The organism is Priestia sp. FSL W8-0001, assembly GCF_038050335.1.
Taxonomy (GTDB): domain Bacteria; phylum Bacillota; class Bacilli; order Bacillales; family Bacillaceae_H; genus Priestia; species Priestia flexa.
In genome coordinates, this window is the sequence record NZ_JBBPAL010000001.1 from 454,678 (window position 1) to 469,144 (window position 14,467).

20 protein-coding genes, 3 pseudogenes and 1 riboswitch are annotated in these 14,467 nt (G+C 37.6%); of the genes and pseudogenes, 13 read left to right on the forward strand and 10 right to left on the reverse strand.

Annotation, left to right across the window (positions count from 1 at the left end):
- Positions 1 to 3 precede the first annotated feature (3 nt).
- The 8 genes from MKZ18_RS02390 to MKZ18_RS02425 all read left to right on the forward strand — a co-directional run bounded on the left by MKZ18_RS02390 (position 4) and on the right by MKZ18_RS02425 (position 4,905).
- Positions 4 to 309 (forward strand): hypothetical protein, encoded by a 306-nt coding sequence (locus tag MKZ18_RS02390; protein WP_062686688.1) that lies wholly within the window; start codon positions 4 to 6, stop codon positions 307 to 309.
- Positions 302 to 472 (forward strand): hypothetical protein, encoded by a 171-nt coding sequence (locus MKZ18_RS02395; RefSeq protein ID WP_153301208.1) that lies wholly within the window; start codon positions 302 to 304, stop codon positions 470 to 472. The genes MKZ18_RS02390 and MKZ18_RS02395 overlap by 8 nt, the downstream gene beginning before the upstream one ends.
- A 182-nt stretch (positions 473 to 654) precedes the next feature.
- Entirely contained in the window at positions 655 to 879 is a 225-nt protein-coding gene (locus tag MKZ18_RS02400) for a hypothetical protein (RefSeq protein WP_025909868.1), read from the forward strand.
- Between the two features lie 5 nt (positions 880 to 884).
- On the forward strand, positions 885 to 1,013 hold the full coding sequence (locus tag MKZ18_RS02405) for an AgrD family cyclic lactone autoinducer peptide (protein WP_139109175.1): 129 nt from the start codon (positions 885 to 887) through the stop codon (positions 1,011 to 1,013).
- A gap of 183 nt (positions 1,014 to 1,196) precedes the next feature.
- Positions 1,197 to 2,072 (forward strand): YitT family protein, encoded by an 876-nt coding sequence (locus MKZ18_RS02410; RefSeq protein WP_061786685.1) that lies wholly within the window; start codon positions 1,197 to 1,199, stop codon positions 2,070 to 2,072.
- Positions 2,073 to 2,215: 143 nt separating this feature from the next.
- Positions 2,216 to 2,400, forward strand: a riboswitch (Lysine riboswitch).
- 108 nt (positions 2,401 to 2,508) lie between these two features.
- A complete protein-coding gene (locus MKZ18_RS02415) occupies positions 2,509 to 3,345 on the forward strand; it encodes a transporter substrate-binding domain-containing protein (protein ID WP_061786686.1) in 837 nt (278 codons plus the stop codon).
- A 66-nt stretch (positions 3,346 to 3,411) separates the two neighbouring features.
- A complete protein-coding gene (locus MKZ18_RS02420) occupies positions 3,412 to 4,140 on the forward strand; it encodes an amino acid ABC transporter permease (protein WP_144594149.1) in 729 nt (242 codons plus the stop codon).
- 24 nt (positions 4,141 to 4,164) lie between these two features.
- Positions 4,165 to 4,905, forward strand: a complete 741-nt coding sequence (locus MKZ18_RS02425) for an amino acid ABC transporter ATP-binding protein (protein ID WP_025909872.1) — start codon at positions 4,165 to 4,167, stop codon at positions 4,903 to 4,905.
- Positions 4,906 to 4,929: 24 nt separating this feature from the next.
- On the opposite strand, the gene MKZ18_RS02430 is transcribed toward MKZ18_RS02425, so the two are convergent.
- Entirely contained in the window at positions 4,930 to 5,544 is a 615-nt protein-coding gene (locus MKZ18_RS02430; RefSeq protein ID WP_025909873.1) for a TetR/AcrR family transcriptional regulator, read from the reverse strand.
- A gap of 175 nt (positions 5,545 to 5,719) precedes the next feature.
- On the opposite strand from MKZ18_RS02430, the pseudogene MKZ18_RS02435 reads away from it, so the two are divergent.
- The 3 pseudogenes from MKZ18_RS02435 to kynB form a co-directional block, all read left to right on the forward strand.
- Positions 5,720 to 6,130: pseudogene (locus MKZ18_RS02435) on the forward strand (kynureninase); the annotation flags it as partial.
- Positions 6,131 to 6,183: 53 nt separating this feature from the next.
- Positions 6,184 to 6,429 (forward strand): annotated as a pseudogene (locus MKZ18_RS02440) (tryptophan 2,3-dioxygenase family protein); the annotation flags it as partial.
- A gap of 25 nt (positions 6,430 to 6,454) precedes the next feature.
- Positions 6,455 to 7,078 (forward strand): annotated as a pseudogene (gene kynB / locus MKZ18_RS02445) (arylformamidase).
- 332 nt (positions 7,079 to 7,410) lie between these two features.
- Here kynB and MKZ18_RS02450 read toward each other — a convergent pair.
- The 6 genes from MKZ18_RS02450 to MKZ18_RS02475 form a co-directional block, all read right to left on the reverse strand.
- Positions 7,411 to 7,884: a DMT family transporter gene (locus tag MKZ18_RS02450; protein ID WP_144594221.1), complete on the reverse strand. Its 474-nt coding sequence runs from the start codon at positions 7,882 to 7,884 to the stop codon at positions 7,411 to 7,413.
- Positions 7,885 to 7,905: 21 nt separating this feature from the next.
- The gene (locus MKZ18_RS02455) at positions 7,906 to 8,334 is read right to left on the reverse strand and encodes a DMT family transporter (RefSeq protein WP_025909874.1); all 429 of its coding nucleotides are present in this window, start codon (positions 8,332 to 8,334) and stop codon (positions 7,906 to 7,908) included.
- 69 nt (positions 8,335 to 8,403) lie between these two features.
- Entirely contained in the window at positions 8,404 to 8,709 is a 306-nt protein-coding gene (locus MKZ18_RS02460) for an ArsR/SmtB family transcription factor (protein ID WP_341344487.1), read from the reverse strand.
- 205 nt (positions 8,710 to 8,914) lie between these two features.
- Positions 8,915 to 9,223 carry a hypothetical protein gene (locus tag MKZ18_RS02465; protein ID WP_144594219.1) on the reverse strand — a complete coding sequence of 103 codons (309 nt, stop codon included), beginning with the start codon at positions 9,221 to 9,223 and terminating at the stop codon, positions 8,915 to 8,917.
- 3 nt (positions 9,224 to 9,226) lie between these two features.
- Positions 9,227 to 9,517 (reverse strand): hypothetical protein, encoded by a 291-nt coding sequence (locus MKZ18_RS02470; RefSeq protein ID WP_144594217.1) that lies wholly within the window; start codon positions 9,515 to 9,517, stop codon positions 9,227 to 9,229.
- Between the two features lie 49 nt (positions 9,518 to 9,566).
- Positions 9,567 to 9,830, reverse strand: a complete 264-nt coding sequence (locus MKZ18_RS02475; RefSeq protein ID WP_144594215.1) for a YesK family protein — start codon at positions 9,828 to 9,830, stop codon at positions 9,567 to 9,569.
- Between the two features lie 182 nt (positions 9,831 to 10,012).
- Between MKZ18_RS02475 and MKZ18_RS02480 the strand changes: the two genes are divergently transcribed.
- Both MKZ18_RS02480 and MKZ18_RS02485 read left to right on the forward strand, forming a co-directional pair.
- Positions 10,013 to 10,189: a hypothetical protein gene (locus tag MKZ18_RS02480; protein WP_156413464.1), complete on the forward strand. Its 177-nt coding sequence runs from the start codon at positions 10,013 to 10,015 to the stop codon at positions 10,187 to 10,189.
- A gap of 168 nt (positions 10,190 to 10,357) precedes the next feature.
- The gene (locus tag MKZ18_RS02485) at positions 10,358 to 11,029 is read left to right on the forward strand and encodes a zinc-ribbon domain-containing protein (protein WP_025909878.1); all 672 of its coding nucleotides are present in this window, start codon (positions 10,358 to 10,360) and stop codon (positions 11,027 to 11,029) included.
- 72 nt (positions 11,030 to 11,101) lie between these two features.
- Here MKZ18_RS02485 and MKZ18_RS02490 read toward each other — a convergent pair whose 3' ends face one another.
- From MKZ18_RS02490 to MKZ18_RS02500, 3 genes are all read right to left on the reverse strand, one after another.
- Positions 11,102 to 12,463 (reverse strand): amino acid permease, encoded by a 1,362-nt coding sequence (locus MKZ18_RS02490; protein WP_144594213.1) that lies wholly within the window; start codon positions 12,461 to 12,463, stop codon positions 11,102 to 11,104.
- Between the two features lie 209 nt (positions 12,464 to 12,672).
- Entirely contained in the window at positions 12,673 to 13,353 is a 681-nt protein-coding gene (locus MKZ18_RS02495; RefSeq protein WP_025909880.1) for an ABC transporter ATP-binding protein, read from the reverse strand.
- 1 nt (position 13,354) lies between these two features.
- Positions 13,355 to 14,389 carry an ABC transporter permease gene (locus MKZ18_RS02500; protein ID WP_025909881.1) on the reverse strand — a complete coding sequence of 345 codons (1,035 nt, stop codon included), beginning with the start codon at positions 14,387 to 14,389 and terminating at the stop codon, positions 13,355 to 13,357.
- Positions 14,390 to 14,467: the final 78 nt, after the last annotated feature.

Genomic DNA, 14,467 nt, shown 5'->3' on the forward strand with positions numbered 1-14,467 from the left:
TTGATGGGCAGCTTACTGAATAAGCCTAGCGTCTTATTGTTAGATGAGTTCATATCGGGTATTGATCCGATTAATATGAAAAAAATAAAATCAATTTTAAAAGATTATGTATCAGCAGGTAATTCTATTTTGCTCTCTACTCATCAGCTAGAAGTAGCACAAACATTTTGTGACTCTTTAGTCTTTATTAATGAAGGAAAAATCTTGAAAATAGAAAGCGATATATCAAGTGTTTTTACAAAAAATGAAAGCTTAGAAGACTACTTTATTTCAATGTTAAATATGTCAGGAGGCACTCAGCATGACTAAAAAATTCTTTATACTGGCTACTATCGTGTTTTTACTATTCGCTTCACCGCCACTTATATTAGCTATTTATCAAGGAGAGGTAAAGGATATTATGGTCATCTCTTTGATTATAATTATTGTTTTTTCGATTACAACATATGAATTTGTTAGAAGAAAAAAGTAAGAAAAGACTAAGTCCTTAAAAAATTAAGGATTTAGTCTTTTTATTTTCGTCACTAATATTAGCAAAATAACCCCTGAAAATACAAAAAACGACCACAATATCCAAAAAATGTTTATCCCTTGGGTTTTTATTGTACTATTTATTCAGGAAGCAACGAACAAACAGGAGGATGAGAAAGTACCATGATGAATCAATCTGAAGTAATGGAAAATAAACAATCTGTATCACTCTCGACTACCAATCCCATTAGTCTAGTTAGCGCACTATTTAGTCCAGTTAAATTCTTTAGTCAACTAAAAGTGCAAAGAAAACTGGGGGTCAATATCTTCATTATTTTAGTTCTATATGGAATTATTACGTACTTACTTTCTCAACACTTATTAACGAATAATAAAAAAGGAGATTGATTTAAATGAAAAAGTATCTTTATAATTTTGTTGCTGCTACAGGTTTATTTATGACACAAGCTACCTTTACAACAAGTTGTTTTCTAGGACTGTATGAACCTGAATTGCCTGAAGATGAAGACGAAGAGCTATAATAAGTTTTTGTAATTATTTCTATTTTTAAAGTAGTTAAATAGCCAGTTGTCGGTGTTGAACCGATGACTGGCTATTTACGTTTTTTATGCTTAGTACCTTTTAGAGATACCTTAATTTTATAAATGAAGATGATTTTATGATAAAATTATTTGTGTCAAAAAATATTAGAAGTGAGGAATTACATGAATGCGTTAAAACAGCATCGAAAATCGAGTAAACAAAAACTATTGTTTCGGGGCCTTTTAGTCATCATTGGTGGCATTATCGCAGGTTATGGGTTAGAAACAGTATTAATTCCAAATAGCGTATCTGACGGGGGGGTGACGGGACTTAGCATCGTTGGTTCACAGCTCTTTGGAATTCCACTAGGCGTTTTAATCGCCATCATCAATCTTCCCTTCATCTGGTTAGGTTATCAGCAAATTGGAAAAAGCTTCGCTATTTTTTCAACCATCGGTATTGCTTCTCTAGCAGTTAGTACAACTCTTATGCATCACACTCCAGCTATTATTGAAGGAGATACGCTTTTAGTAACCGTTGTAGGTGGTGTAATCCTTGGTTTTGGAATGGGTCTAGCACTGCGTAATGGAGGAGCATTGGACGGTATTGATATGCTTGCTGTACTCCTTTCACGAAAGTCACCGTTTGGAACAAGTGATCTTATTTTATTTCTAAATATGTTTGTATTTATCGTGGTTTCTTTTGTGTTTGGCTTGCAAGGAGCCATTCTTTCTGCCATTGCTTACTTCATCGCTTCAAAGGTTATTCATGTCGTTGAAGTTGGGTTAAGCGGTTCAAAAGCGTTTGAAATCATTACAAATGAGCCTGTTTTAATGGTTAAAACAATTCGTGATCGACTAGGTCGAAGCGCTACATATAAAGAAGTATACGGCGGATATTCTCACGAAAAGTTCAAAGAGATTACGTGTGTTATTAACCGTTTAGAAGAAAGTAAAATGAAGGAAATTATCAGCGAAATCGATCCGGATGCTTTTGTGCGCGTGTATGACGTTGCCGAAGTAAAGGGTGGAAACTTTAGAAAAACCAACATTCATTAAATCATCCTTTTTATTCTGTATAAAATTGTTTTTTTTTAGAGCTGAAAGAATTAGTTGGAAAATAAACCCATAAAAACCATATTGACAGATTAGGAAGAAAGATGTAGACTTGAAACAAATTTAATAAGACCTCACTTTTAGTCAAGTGAGGTAGAGGCGCGGTATTTAACAGTCTTTAGCAGAGTTTGAGAGACGTTGAAGCTAGAGAGAAGGAAATATCGCCGAAGTGAGTAAATTGTTCTCAACAATTGCTTGCTGGGTCTGTAGTGAAGAACTGCAGGACTGTCTCAATAAGTTTACCAGCTTATTGAGTTGTGCTATCTCATCTTTTAAAAGAGAGGACTTTAGGGAACGATGAATGAAACGACCTGAGTAAATCTCGGGTCGTTTTTTTATTGTCTTCAAAGCTTAAAAAGATATAAGGGGGAAACAAACTATGAAAAGAAAAGCAGGATTTTTCTTAACATTATTGCTTTCAGCAGTCGTTTTATTAGCAGGCTGTGGTCAAAGCAGTGAGTCAGCATCGGGTTCAGGAGACGCTGATACGTTTACGGTAGGCTTGGAAGCAGGCTATCCACCATTTAACTGGACTCAAAATGACGATTCAAACGGAGCGGTTAAAATTAAGGGCGGCTCACAGTATGCAGGCGGCTATGATGTTGAGATGGCTAAGAAAATTGCTGATGGATTAGGCAAAGAGCTAGTGATTGTAAAAACTGAGTGGGATGGTCTTGTACCAGCCTTAACATCAGGTAAAATTGATGCGATTGTGGCAGGAATGTCACCGACTGCAGAGCGAAAAGAAACAATTGATTTCTCTGATAACTACTATAATTCAAACCTAGTAATGGTTGTGAAAAAAGGTAGTAAGTATGAAGGTGCTACGAAGATTGCAGATTTCAAAGGCGCAAAAATTACGGCTCAATTAAACACGTTTCACTACTCCGTCATTGATCAAATTAAAGGTGTATCAAAAGAAACAGCAATGGATAATTTCCCAGCAATGCGCGTAGCGCTAGAATCAGGAGTTATTGATGGTTATGTATCAGAGCGACCTGAAGCAGTAAGTGCTTCAGCAGCAAATGATAATTTTGCAATGGTTGAATTCAAGGATGGCTTCAAAACATCAGCTGACGATACAGCTGTAGCCGTGGGTCTTAAAAAAGACAGTGAGCTAAAAGAAGAAATCAACAAAATCTTAAAAGGTATTTCAGAAGAAGAACGCACAAGCATTATGGATGCGGCAATCAAAAACCAACCTGCAGCAAAATAATGATGACATAACACCGGCTGTATCTACATACAGTCGGTTTTGTAATGAGGTAAGGGAGGAAGAACGATGAGTTTTGAATGGGTTATTACAATCATCTCAGAAAACTGGCCAATGTTTTTACGCGGAGCTGGGATGACGCTATTAATTGCGCTGACAGGTACCATTATTGGGGCGGTCATTGGGTTAGTTGCTGGTATTATCCGAACTGTTCCAACGCCAACGAGCGGGCTGAAAAAAGCAGGATTGAAGGTAACGAATTTCGTTTTATCTGTATACATTGAATTTTTCCGAGGTACGCCAATGATTGTGCAAGCAATGGTTATTTACTATGGTTCAGCGATTGCATTTGGCTTTGATATGAACGTGATGTTGGCAGCGGTTATTGTTGTATCAATTAATACAGGAGCATATATGGCTGAAATTGTACGTGGCGGGATTATTTCCGTTGATAAAGGACAGTTTGAGGCAGCCAAAGCCATTGGCATGAATCATTATCAAACAATGATGAACGTTGTTTTACCTCAAGTCATTCGTAATATCTTACCAGCAACGGGTAACCAGTTTGTGATTAACATTAAAGATACGTCGGTATTAAACGTTATTTCCGTTTCCGAGCTATACTTTGTCACGAAATCAGTAGCAGGAAACAACTTTAGATATTTTGAGTCATTCTTTGTTGCTTGTATGATTTACTTTGTCATGACGTTTATGGTATCGCAAATTCTGCGCTACTTTGAGCGTAAATTAGACGGACCCGACAGCTACACGATGATTAAAACGGACCAAAATCGATAATGAAGGGTAAGGAGGTATAAGAAAATGGAACAAGTAATTGATATTCAACATTTAAACAAAGCGTATGGAAGTCATGAAGTATTAAAAGATATTAATTTCTCTGTTAACAAAGGAGAAGTTGTGACCATTATTGGTTCTTCGGGCTCGGGGAAATCAACGCTCCTTCGTTGTATCAATTTATTAGAGCAGCCGAACGGTGGCCAAATTATTTATAACGGGGAAAATGTTCTGGATGATCAGCATAATCTATTTGAGTATCGTAAAAATTTAGGAATGGTCTTTCAACAGTTTAATTTATTTGATAACCATAATGTTTTAAATAACTGTGTGGTAGGACAAGTCAAAGTGTTAAAGCGTTCAAAAGAAGAAGCTGAAAAGGTAGCGTTAGGCTATTTGAAGGTCGTTGGGATGGATCAGTACATCAATGCGAAGCCAAGACAGCTTTCAGGTGGTCAAAAGCAGCGCGTGGCCATTGCTCGCGCTTTGTCCATGCAGCCGGATGTCCTTTTATTTGATGAACCAACATCGGCTTTAGACCCTGAGATGGTGGGAGAAGTATTAAAGGTTATGAAGGAGCTTGCAGAGTCAGGTCTAACAATGCTTATCGTAACGCATGAAATGGAATTTGCTAAAGAGGTATCGGATCGCATTGTCTTTATGGATAAAGGCGTTATTGCAGAAGAGGGTACTCCTGAGCAAATCTTTAATCATCCAACGCACGAACGTACGCGTGAGTTCTTAAAACGTACGTTAAAAGACAAATAAGAAAAAGCCCCTGTGGGCATTTTCTTATTTATATAGCCCTCGAATGTAAACAGATGCGATGTTCCGCGCAATTTCTTCAATGGAGCTTTCGTATTCATGCCGAACGATATCCCAGAGGTACATTTCATTGGTGAAAAACCAGCCTCTTGCCACTAGTTCATGATTTAATTCATCTCTAGCAAGTCCCTTCTCTTGGGCATAAGCGATATCTTGTGAGATGCGCTGAATAAATTTCCTTCGAATATTCTTCCAGCTTTCCGACACGACAGGAGAGATGCCGATTGCTTGTTCGAATACCTGCATCATACCGCGCTCATGCTCAGCCATATGTAAAAAAGCATTCGTTTGCCTGTGGATGATGTTCGTTGCTTCCTCTTTTGTTTGTGGAAAAAAGGAGGTTTCTGCAATCTTATAGAATTCTGCCATGACGCTGTCCATGAGTACGATTAACAGTTCTTCTTTTCCTTTAAAATGAACGTATGCTGTTCCATAGCCAACTTCTGCTTTTTCAATAACTTGTTTAATGGTTGTTTTTTGAAAGCCTTCTTCCATAAATACTTCTTTGGCTGCTTGTAATAGTTTTTGGCGCGTTTTAATCGAACGCAAATGTCGTTTATCTTCTACGTTATGCTCTGTCATGATGTATGCTCCCTTCCATCTTTCTTTAGTTTCTAGCATATAGAAAATCTCATAAAAGGAAAAGAGATAGTTGTTAAAATGTTTATAATTTTCGGAAATATAATATTGACATCATATCATATTTTTTTGATAATCTTTGGTTAAGATAGCGATTACAAATGCTAAAAGGAGGAGGCTGCGATGTTTGATTCAACAAAAGAATGCGCAGAATGAATTAGTGGTTTTTCGAGAAGAATTTCACCTCAAACAAGACGCTATTTATATGGACGGAAACTCGCTAGGTCTTCTATCAAAGCCAGCGGAAACAACGCTGATGGAAGTCATCACAGATTGGAAAGAGAAGGGGATTGATGGTTGGACACAGGGTAAGCATCCTTGGTTGTCACTATCTGAAAAGCTCGGTGAAATGATGGCACCACTTGTAGGAGGCTTTCCTGAAGAGGTTATTGTAACAGGTTCAACAACTGTGAACCTTCATCAACTCATTTCAACGTTTTACGAACCAAGCGGAACACGCACCAAAATTTTAGCGGATGAGCTGACATTTCCATCTGATATCTATGCGCTTCAAAGCCAGCAGCGCCTCTCGAATCACCATGATGAAATGCTGTTTATTGTTATTCACCAAGCAAGCGAGCTGTGGATGAAGCATGGCTAACAGTTTATCGAAACGTTGATCAGTACTGGGATCTTTATGAGTTAGCTGAAAAGCTTGTTGATATTGGTAACCAGCAGCAAACATGGCGTTTTAGCCATATGAGTACCGTTGAACGAATTATCAGCAATAAGCCGGGAACAGGAGGTTCTTCGGGGGTAAACTATTTAAAGCGTGCGCTCGATAAGCACTTCTTCCCGGAATTATGGAGTCTGCGTACTAAGCTATAAGGATAAATAGAAAGGGTGCTAGATAATGAATAAATGGATTGATGTTTCACAGCTGCTCAGCAACAAGGTGGCATGTTGACCAGGTGATACGCCGTTTTCCTACAGAGTGAGCTGGAGTAAAGAGGAGTCTGGCTCAGTAAATGTAGGTGAAATTACAATGAGTGTACATACGGGTACTCATATTGACGCGCCGTTTCATTTTGATAGTGAAGGGAAAAAAGTAAAGGACTTAGACGTGAATCTTTATATTGGAGAAGCAAAAGTTGTGCATCTTCACAATCCTTCCAGTATAAGCGTTGAAGAGCTAAAGAAAATCGACTTAGCTGGGGTAACGCGACTGCTTATCAAGACCGGTGCGTGGACAAATCGCGAGACTTTTCCAACGTCTATTCCACCTGTCGATCTAGGAGTAGCCGCTTATCTTTCAAATCAAGGTGTTCGTTTACTCGGTCTCGACTTACCTTCAGTGGACTCGCTTGATAGCAAAGAGCTAGCTGCGCACCATGAGCTGGCGGCACATAACGTTCATATTTTAGAAGGACTTGTTCTTGATGCTATTGAGGAAGGAGACTATGAGCTAGCTGCTTTGCCACTTTCACTAACGGAAGCGGACGGAAGTCCAGTACGCGCGGTGTTGAGAAAGAGATAATCCAAAAAAGAGTTTGGGACATAACAAAATGATGGCTTCTAAAAAACGAACACTGGCTGTTCCCATCTCTTTGATATGTCTCAACATGTTCGTTCCATTGCGCTACGGCCACTCGCTTTCCGCGGGGAGGAACCTGAGCTTCCTCGCTGCGCTGCGGGATTTCAGTTTTCCCTCTCTTTCCCGCAGGAGTCGAGTGTCCTAAGCTCCATTCCACCCTGTTTCCAACATTGTTTTCACAATCAACAAAAAACCTGAACGATTAAAAGTGAGAAACTCTCAATCGTTCAGGTTTATCATTGGCTGAATTACTTATGTCCCAGCCTCTTTATCGTCTATGCAGCTTTTGAAGTTGATTTTTCAACAGACTTTTTGTTTCCAACATAGATCAGTCTTAGGGCAATTAACATCAGTACAATAGCGAGTCCACGCTTCCAATCCAATGAAATTTGTGCACCGCCAAAGAATCCAAAGTGATCAATAATAATACCTGCGCTTAGCTGACCGATAACTGTTGAAATGTTGGCTGCAATGACGCCGATTTGCGGAACGGCTAAAACAGTTAAAAATAAATAGCTAACCCCAAACCAAACCGCACTTAGCTGCCATTTTGGCGCATCTAAAAGAGCTAATACGTCACCTTTGCCAAAGAATAAAATAAGTAAAAATAAAACAAGTGTACCTGTTGCAAAGGTAAGAAACGCGCTTTCATACGTACCGGCTTTTCTGCTGAGCGCGCCGTTTACGGAAGATTGAGCGCTAAGTAAAACGCCACCGATAACAGCTGCAATGAGCAAGATAAAACTCATCGTAAAACCTCCTTTAATTAATTAAAAAACGAGTAGTAAAGCAATTGCCATCAACGCAACGGCCATTACTTTTTCTTTTGTAATGGGTGTTTTGCTACTACCTAACCACCCTTTATGCTCAATAACCATGCTCATCGCCATTTGTCCGACAATTACGCTAATCATTGTTAAGCCAACGCCTAGAAGCGGAACGCCAATAACTAAAATCGTTAAATAAATGACGCCAAATACTCCTCCTGTAAGCTGCCATTTTGGTGCTTTTGCCGCGTAGGAAAGCGAACCTTTTCCTAAAAAAAGCACAACGATTCCTAAAATAACAGAACCAACCGCGAAGTTATAAAAGCTGCTTTCTAGTTTTCCGACGGATTGACCTAGCACACCGTAAATAGCCCCTTCAATACTGAGGGACATTCCAGCTAACACAGCCACAATATAAATCCAAAATTTCATACTTTCACATCCTTATATCGAGATTTATAGATATGTTAAAGCAAAAAAAAAGAACTTACAGCTCTTTTTTTATGATTTCAGCAATCTCCGCAATTTTTTTTCGTTTCTGCGGTAATACGTCCATTTTCCATGTCTTTCTGATTCTAATAATCCAATGCGCTGAAGCATTGATAGATAATGCGAAGTAGTGGATTGTGATAAGTTTGCGCGTTCTTGAATATCTCCCACACAAATACCACCTTTGTCACTAATAGTTTTTGACAGGTGCGCAGTAGGCTTATCAAAATGCTCCATTGGATCTTTTAACCACTTCAACATTTCTAAACGAGTTTCATTGCCCAAAACCTTAAAAATATCTACAAGTTTATTTTCCATGATCCTATATTAATCGATATTTCTCGATATATAAAGTTTTTAGTTTACCTTTTTTATAAACCGCATATGCCAAGGTAATACAAAGGCAAACACAATAAAAGATAAAATAACTGAAAAATCTACGTTTTGCATCCATGAGTTCATGTTGAGACATCTCTTTACGTAAGGGTATCTCTAGTGTTGCCTAAATAATCTATTTTAAAAGTTAGCCCTGTTCTTCTTTTTTCCACATTTTATAATTATAAAGAACTTGAACAAGAAAGATCACGCTAATTAAACCGACAAACCCAAAGTATATGGGAAGAGGCCAATCTGAAAGGTAGTACAGAACTCCGCAAGCAACGATGATGAACGGAATACTTGTAAGCGTACGAATCATTTTTCGGCGATAAGACAGCTTGTAGTAGCTAACTGTAAAGTCTTTATCAACCTTTTCTGTTTTCTTGTATCTCTTAGAGAAAAAGAACGTAATCCCAATAACAACAATCGCAATTAATAAAAAATCAAATCCCATTTGTTACAGTCTCCTTTTTAATTCTTGGTTAATAATAAAAATACTTGATAATAGAATGAGTAATAGTCCTATTCCAATTACAATCACACTTTTCATTTGTGCATCGACTAAATCAAGCCCTGTTATAGTGTTAAAAGCATAAATGAGTAAAAGTAAGCCACTTATAAGCGTGAAGATAGAAAAAGTGAGAATCAGCACTCTTTTCTTAATCAGAATACTAATGAAGAATACTAGAAATAAAATCATGATAAAAATAAAGAGATTTCCAAGAATAAAATCCAAAACGATATCCATAGCACAGTATTCCTCCTTAGAGAAAGTAAAATAGTTCCATGTGGAACAACTATCTTCTACGCTTCACCATTTGAGAAATTGTCACAATGAGTAAAGACAGCACGGCAGCTACAAAAACCATGATGCTCAATGCCCCATAACCAAGCCCTTCCCATCCTCCAACTAGTAAGCTAATTATAAACCCTGCTAGGCTAAGTACTGCTACAGCAAGGGGGATTACATATCTCAACGATTCTTTCTTTCGTCCAATAAGATAAGAAAAAATAAGAATCACTAAAGTAATCATAATGATAAACGTATATGAATTTAGCATAATGTCCTCCTTTTCCGTTAATAAAGCTCTAAGTATGAATAAGGATATTAATTCCAATTTAACATAATATGGGATTTATTAAAAGGGTGTCTTTGTGGATAAACATCATAGAGGTATTTACAAAAATTTCTATCATGTACTATAATGATAAACAACTTTTAATAGATAGAAGGGGTTGTCAAATGAATACAGAAGACCGTCTAAGTGAAATAGAAAGAAAGTTAGATGACTTAAATAATAAGCTAGATCAAAGAAACAATAACTCTAGTTTGCGATTTGTTTTTAGATTTGTGCAGGTTATTTCGATTATTTTAATTCTTTTAGTACTGCTGGGAGTTATTAGCTTTTTTGCAGGGTAAGAGCATGAAAAAGGTTGAGGGGATTCCTCAACCTTTTAGTATGTAAACCGTTTAAAAACACTACTGTACAAACATAGTATGTAATAGGTTAATTGGTCTATCTCTCTCAGTTTGTTTGTAGTATAATTTTACTAGTTGTGTATAAAAAATAGACAGGAGGGGGCGCAGATGAAGTTTTGCACGAACTGTGGAAATTCATTGGGAGGGGAAGATCAATTTTGTAGCGGATGTGGTGCAGTAATTAATCGAAGTAAAAAGATAAGTGAACCTGTACAAAAAAAGCAGAACGCGTCAGCATCGCGTGTAGAAGAAGTGATAGGTACAGGAAAGAACAATAAAAAAATCACTATTGCTGGCCTTATTTTAATTATCGGTGTCATCATTTACATAATGATTCCAAAAAAGCTCACGGAAGCAGAATATGAACAGCTCGCTCTCGATTTATTAGTAAAGGATGTAGCGGTGCAAGAACAGTTTTCTAGTTCAATTGAAAATAGCTCCGTTGATGTCAACATGGAATGGGATTCAGAGTTTAAACAATTAACAAAGCCTGCTGAAAGAGCACAAGGGGAGTTTGAAGACATTTATAAAGAATTAAAGGGCGTAAAGCCACCAGAAATGTTTGAACATGACCATGAACTACTATTAAAAGCGTTTCATACTCACAGCGAGCTGATGATTGGAGCAGGTGAGTATTTTAAAACAGGAAATGAAGAAGAGCTTGAAAAGGTAGACGAATACGAAAACCAAGCAGAAGACTATTTAGATCAAACAGCTTTCTCTTCTGGCATATATAAAGAACGATTAATGAGGCGAATTGAGAAGCTAGGCATCGAATAAGTCAATAAGTTTTATAAAGTAAAGCATCCTCACTTTCTAGATTTTTAGTGAAGATGCTTTTTGTTCATTTTGTCAATGATGTAAAGAATCTTGTCTTGTTTTTTTAACTTTATAGAGAACAACGAGCAAAATAAACCAAAGCGGCGTGACAAACAGTGCAACGCGCGTATCCGGAGCGAGTGTTAATACCACTAAAATAAATGCTAAAAAGACTAAAACTAAATAGTTAGTAAACGGGTAAAGCGGCATTTTGAATGGATTTTCTTTTGCTAAATCAGGGCGATCTTTTTTGTATTTCATATGACAAATAACGATAATCCCCCATATATAAATGAATGATACGGTTGAAATACTCGTGATTAAGGTAAATACACCTTCTGGCATGGTGTAATTTAAGACAACTCCGATTAAAATGACCACAGTTGAGAAAAAGAGTCCGTTTGCGGGAACTTGTCGCTCGTTTATTTTTGCTAAAGAATTTGGTGCATCCTGATCTTTAGCTAGGGAATAAATCATGCGGCTTGTACTAAATACAGCACTATTTCCCGCAGATGCAGCTGATGTTAAGACCACAAAGTTAACAATTGTCGCAGCTGAAATAATTCCGATTGCAGCGAATACTTGAACAAAGGGACTCTGAGATGGATCTACATCATTCCAAGGATAGATGCTCATGATGACGAAAAGAGAACCGATGTAGAAAAGTAAAATTCGAATAGGGATATTATTAATGGCAAGGGGAATATTGCGTTCGGGATTTTCTGTTTCTCCTGCCGTTAATCCTACAAGCTCGATTCCTACAAAAGCAAATACAACCATTTGGAATGAGAGAATAAATCCGTTCAAACCATTTGGAAACATGCCTCCTCGATTCCATAAATTCCCTACGCTAGCAGTTCCGTTTGGTGTCGACGCACCCCTAATAATCATAAAAGTACCTGCAATAATTAAAGCTAATATGGCAATGATTTTAATTAATGCAAACCAAAACTCCATCTCACCGAATAGCTTGACCGTTGCTAGGTTCATCATGAGTAAAATGACAAGCGCAATGAGACCTGGTATCCATTGCGGTACGGACGGAAACCAATACTGAGTATAAAGCCCAATAGCTGTTAAGTCAGCCATAGCGATACAGACCCAGCAGAACCAATAGGTCCAACCCGTAATAAACCCAAGCATGTCTCCTAAATAATCACGAACAAAATCGACAAAAGAATGATAATCAAGGTTGGTTAAGAGTAATTCACCCAGCGAGCGCATAATTAAGAACCCAATTAGTCCTGTAATCATATAAGCAAACAAAATGGACGGTCCCGCTAAGTTAATGGACTTTCCTGATCCGAGAAATAGCCCTGTACCAATAGCACCTCCAATAGCAATTAATTGGACATGTCTATTTTTTAAACCTCTTGCTAATTTTTGTTCCTGCATAAGTATTCCTTCTTTCATTTCTTTCTAGTTGGTGTGACGTAGTAAATTAGTAACTGAATATGGCTCATTATGTATCGTACGTTGAAAAGATAAATTAAAAATGACACTATATGATGTAGGATTAGCATCTTAAAGATTTTTTATTGGTAAACGGTATAGAAAGTAAAAAAGAACCTTTTCACCATGGGAGATGTGAAAAGGTCGCTGAGTTAATCCTGCATAATAACGCCATCGCTCATACGAATCACACGATTTGCATAGATAAGCATTTCTTCATCATGCGTAACGATAAGCGTTGTGATCTTCAGTGAATTTGTTAACTTTTGTAAAAGAGCCATGATGTCTTTTGAACGCTTTGAATCAAGGCTTGCTGTTGGCTCATCAGCAAACAGTATTTTTGGTTGATGAATGATGGCTCGAGCGATTGCGACGCGTTGTTTTTCTCCTCCTGATAAAGAGGGAGGGTATGCGTTCTTTCGATGTTCCATTTGTACAAGTTTTAAGATATGCTGTACTTCTTGCTTCTTTTCACGTTTTGACATCGATACTTCCGCTATATCTAACATTAAGAGAAGCTGTTCTTCAACCGTCAAAAATGGCACAAGGTGAGCAAATTGAAACACAAACCCAAACTTGATTGCACGCAATTTCCGCATTTGCTCAGGGTTCATGGTTACTAAGTCTTTTTCTTCAAATATAATGTGTCCACTTGATGCGGACTGCAGTCCAGCTGCAATTGTAAGGAGCGTACTTTTTCCAGAACCTGATGCACCAACAAGAGCAGTGATTTCACCTTCTTTTAATGAAAGGTCAATTCCTTTTAAAATATCTTCCCTTCGTTCTCCGTTAGTAAACGATTTCTTTACATGTTCTATTGTAAAAGTCGTCATTTTACATCTCTCCTTGTTGAATTGCTTTTAAAGGTTCAATCTTTTTAATTTGAATACCCGATAGCGTCGAGCCGGTAAAGCCGATAACGAGAAACACACCAGCAAGTTGAAGAGTAGTTAGAACAGGTAAGCTAAAAGGCATTCCTTCAGGTGCTATTAGGTTGAATAGCTGACTACATGCAATGGACAATAGAATAGAAGCAGCGGTTATAATCAGCATTTGCGTCCACATGATTGTAAACAATCTGCTCGTTTTCATCCCAATTGCTTTTAGAATTCCGTACAGTCCAATTTTTTGAACGTTCATCATATAAAAGAAAATGGCAAACAGCATACAGCTAATGACAATTAAAAACCAAATGATCATATTCAATGACATTTGTTCAGCATTGTAGCTTGGGATGGTAGCTAAAAACTCTTTGTTTGAAAAAGATTGAAGTCCATTAACAAACGGAGCTTCATCTATGTTCGGCAAGAAAATCAGCTGCAGGTCTTCTGTGGCAAACATTCCTTGGTAGTCCACCTCATTAATATAAGCAACGGGTGTATGACTATATTTGGCTTCATCGACAAAGCCTTTCACCACAAACGTTCCATCATATTGGTCATGAGTAAGCGTGTCCCCAACTTTGATTCCTTCTTTTTTCAAGGAGGAGTCTAGGATAACTTCACCTTTATTTAGATTCGGAAAGAGCTTTGAATCCGTTGATGTGACAAAGGAAACGCTACGTTGTTTATCTCGTTCATCATTCACAAAACCCATTCCAATTGAAAAAGCGACAGCGTCTTTATACTCGTTTAGAACACTCTCTTGAACAGAACGGTCAATTGACGAGAGGTTATACGTTTCTTCTGCTTCTTTCGTCATGTAGAATTGTCCGTCAGGCAAATTTTTAATGAGTGCTGCATTATCCTTTGACAGACCGTTTGCAAGGCCTGAAATAATAAAGGTTAAAAAGCTTACAAGAAAGATAATGGAGCCTAGTATAAGGAATTTTGCTTTGTTTTTTTTGATTTCTTTCCATGCGATGTTCATCAAAATCTCCTCCAATTTGATTTCGTACTTTTAGTGTATAAGTTGTTTGTGAATGGACGATGAACGGCAGGTTACAAA

Bases quoted from the DNA above. Each gene is read 5' to 3' on its own strand.
- MKZ18_RS02420 (WP_144594149.1), top strand. From the start codon at position 3,412: ATGAGTTTTGAATGGGTTATTACAATCATCTCAGAAAACTGGCCAATG.
- MKZ18_RS02500 (WP_025909881.1), bottom strand. From the start codon at position 14,389: ATGAACATCGCATGGAAAGAAATCAAAAAAAACAAAGCAAAATTCCTT.
- MKZ18_RS02390 (WP_062686688.1), top strand. From the start codon at position 4: ATGGGCAGCTTACTGAATAAGCCTAGCGTCTTATTGTTAGATGAGTTC.
- MKZ18_RS02460 (WP_341344487.1), bottom strand. From the start codon at position 8,709: ATGGAAAATAAACTTGTAGATATTTTTAAGGTTTTGGGCAATGAAACT.
- MKZ18_RS02395 (WP_153301208.1), top strand. From the start codon at position 302: ATGACTAAAAAATTCTTTATACTGGCTACTATCGTGTTTTTACTATTC.
- MKZ18_RS02405 (WP_139109175.1), top strand. From the start codon at position 885: ATGAAAAAGTATCTTTATAATTTTGTTGCTGCTACAGGTTTATTTATG.
- MKZ18_RS02450 (WP_144594221.1), bottom strand. From the start codon at position 7,884: ATGAGTTTTATCTTGCTCATTGCAGCTGTTATCGGTGGCGTTTTACTT.
- MKZ18_RS02455 (WP_025909874.1), bottom strand. From the start codon at position 8,334: ATGAAATTTTGGATTTATATTGTGGCTGTGTTAGCTGGAATGTCCCTC.
- MKZ18_RS02490 (WP_144594213.1), bottom strand. From the start codon at position 12,463: ATGCAGGAACAAAAATTAGCAAGAGGTTTAAAAAATAGACATGTCCAA.
- MKZ18_RS02475 (WP_144594215.1), bottom strand. From the start codon at position 9,830: ATGCTAAATTCATATACGTTTATCATTATGATTACTTTAGTGATTCTT.
- MKZ18_RS02410 (WP_061786685.1), top strand. From the start codon at position 1,197: ATGAATGCGTTAAAACAGCATCGAAAATCGAGTAAACAAAAACTATTG.
- MKZ18_RS02400 (WP_025909868.1), top strand. From the start codon at position 655: ATGATGAATCAATCTGAAGTAATGGAAAATAAACAATCTGTATCACTC.
- MKZ18_RS02495 (WP_025909880.1), bottom strand. From the start codon at position 13,353: ATGACGACTTTTACAATAGAACATGTAAAGAAATCGTTTACTAACGGA.
- MKZ18_RS02415 (WP_061786686.1), top strand. From the start codon at position 2,509: ATGAAAAGAAAAGCAGGATTTTTCTTAACATTATTGCTTTCAGCAGTC.
- MKZ18_RS02430 (WP_025909873.1), bottom strand. From the start codon at position 5,544: ATGACAGAGCATAACGTAGAAGATAAACGACATTTGCGTTCGATTAAA.
- MKZ18_RS02425 (WP_025909872.1), top strand. From the start codon at position 4,165: ATGGAACAAGTAATTGATATTCAACATTTAAACAAAGCGTATGGAAGT.
- MKZ18_RS02480 (WP_156413464.1), top strand. From the start codon at position 10,013: ATGAATACAGAAGACCGTCTAAGTGAAATAGAAAGAAAGTTAGATGAC.
- MKZ18_RS02485 (WP_025909878.1), top strand. From the start codon at position 10,358: ATGAAGTTTTGCACGAACTGTGGAAATTCATTGGGAGGGGAAGATCAA.
- MKZ18_RS02470 (WP_144594217.1), bottom strand. From the start codon at position 9,517: ATGGATATCGTTTTGGATTTTATTCTTGGAAATCTCTTTATTTTTATC.
- MKZ18_RS02465 (WP_144594219.1), bottom strand. From the start codon at position 9,223: ATGGGATTTGATTTTTTATTAATTGCGATTGTTGTTATTGGGATTACG.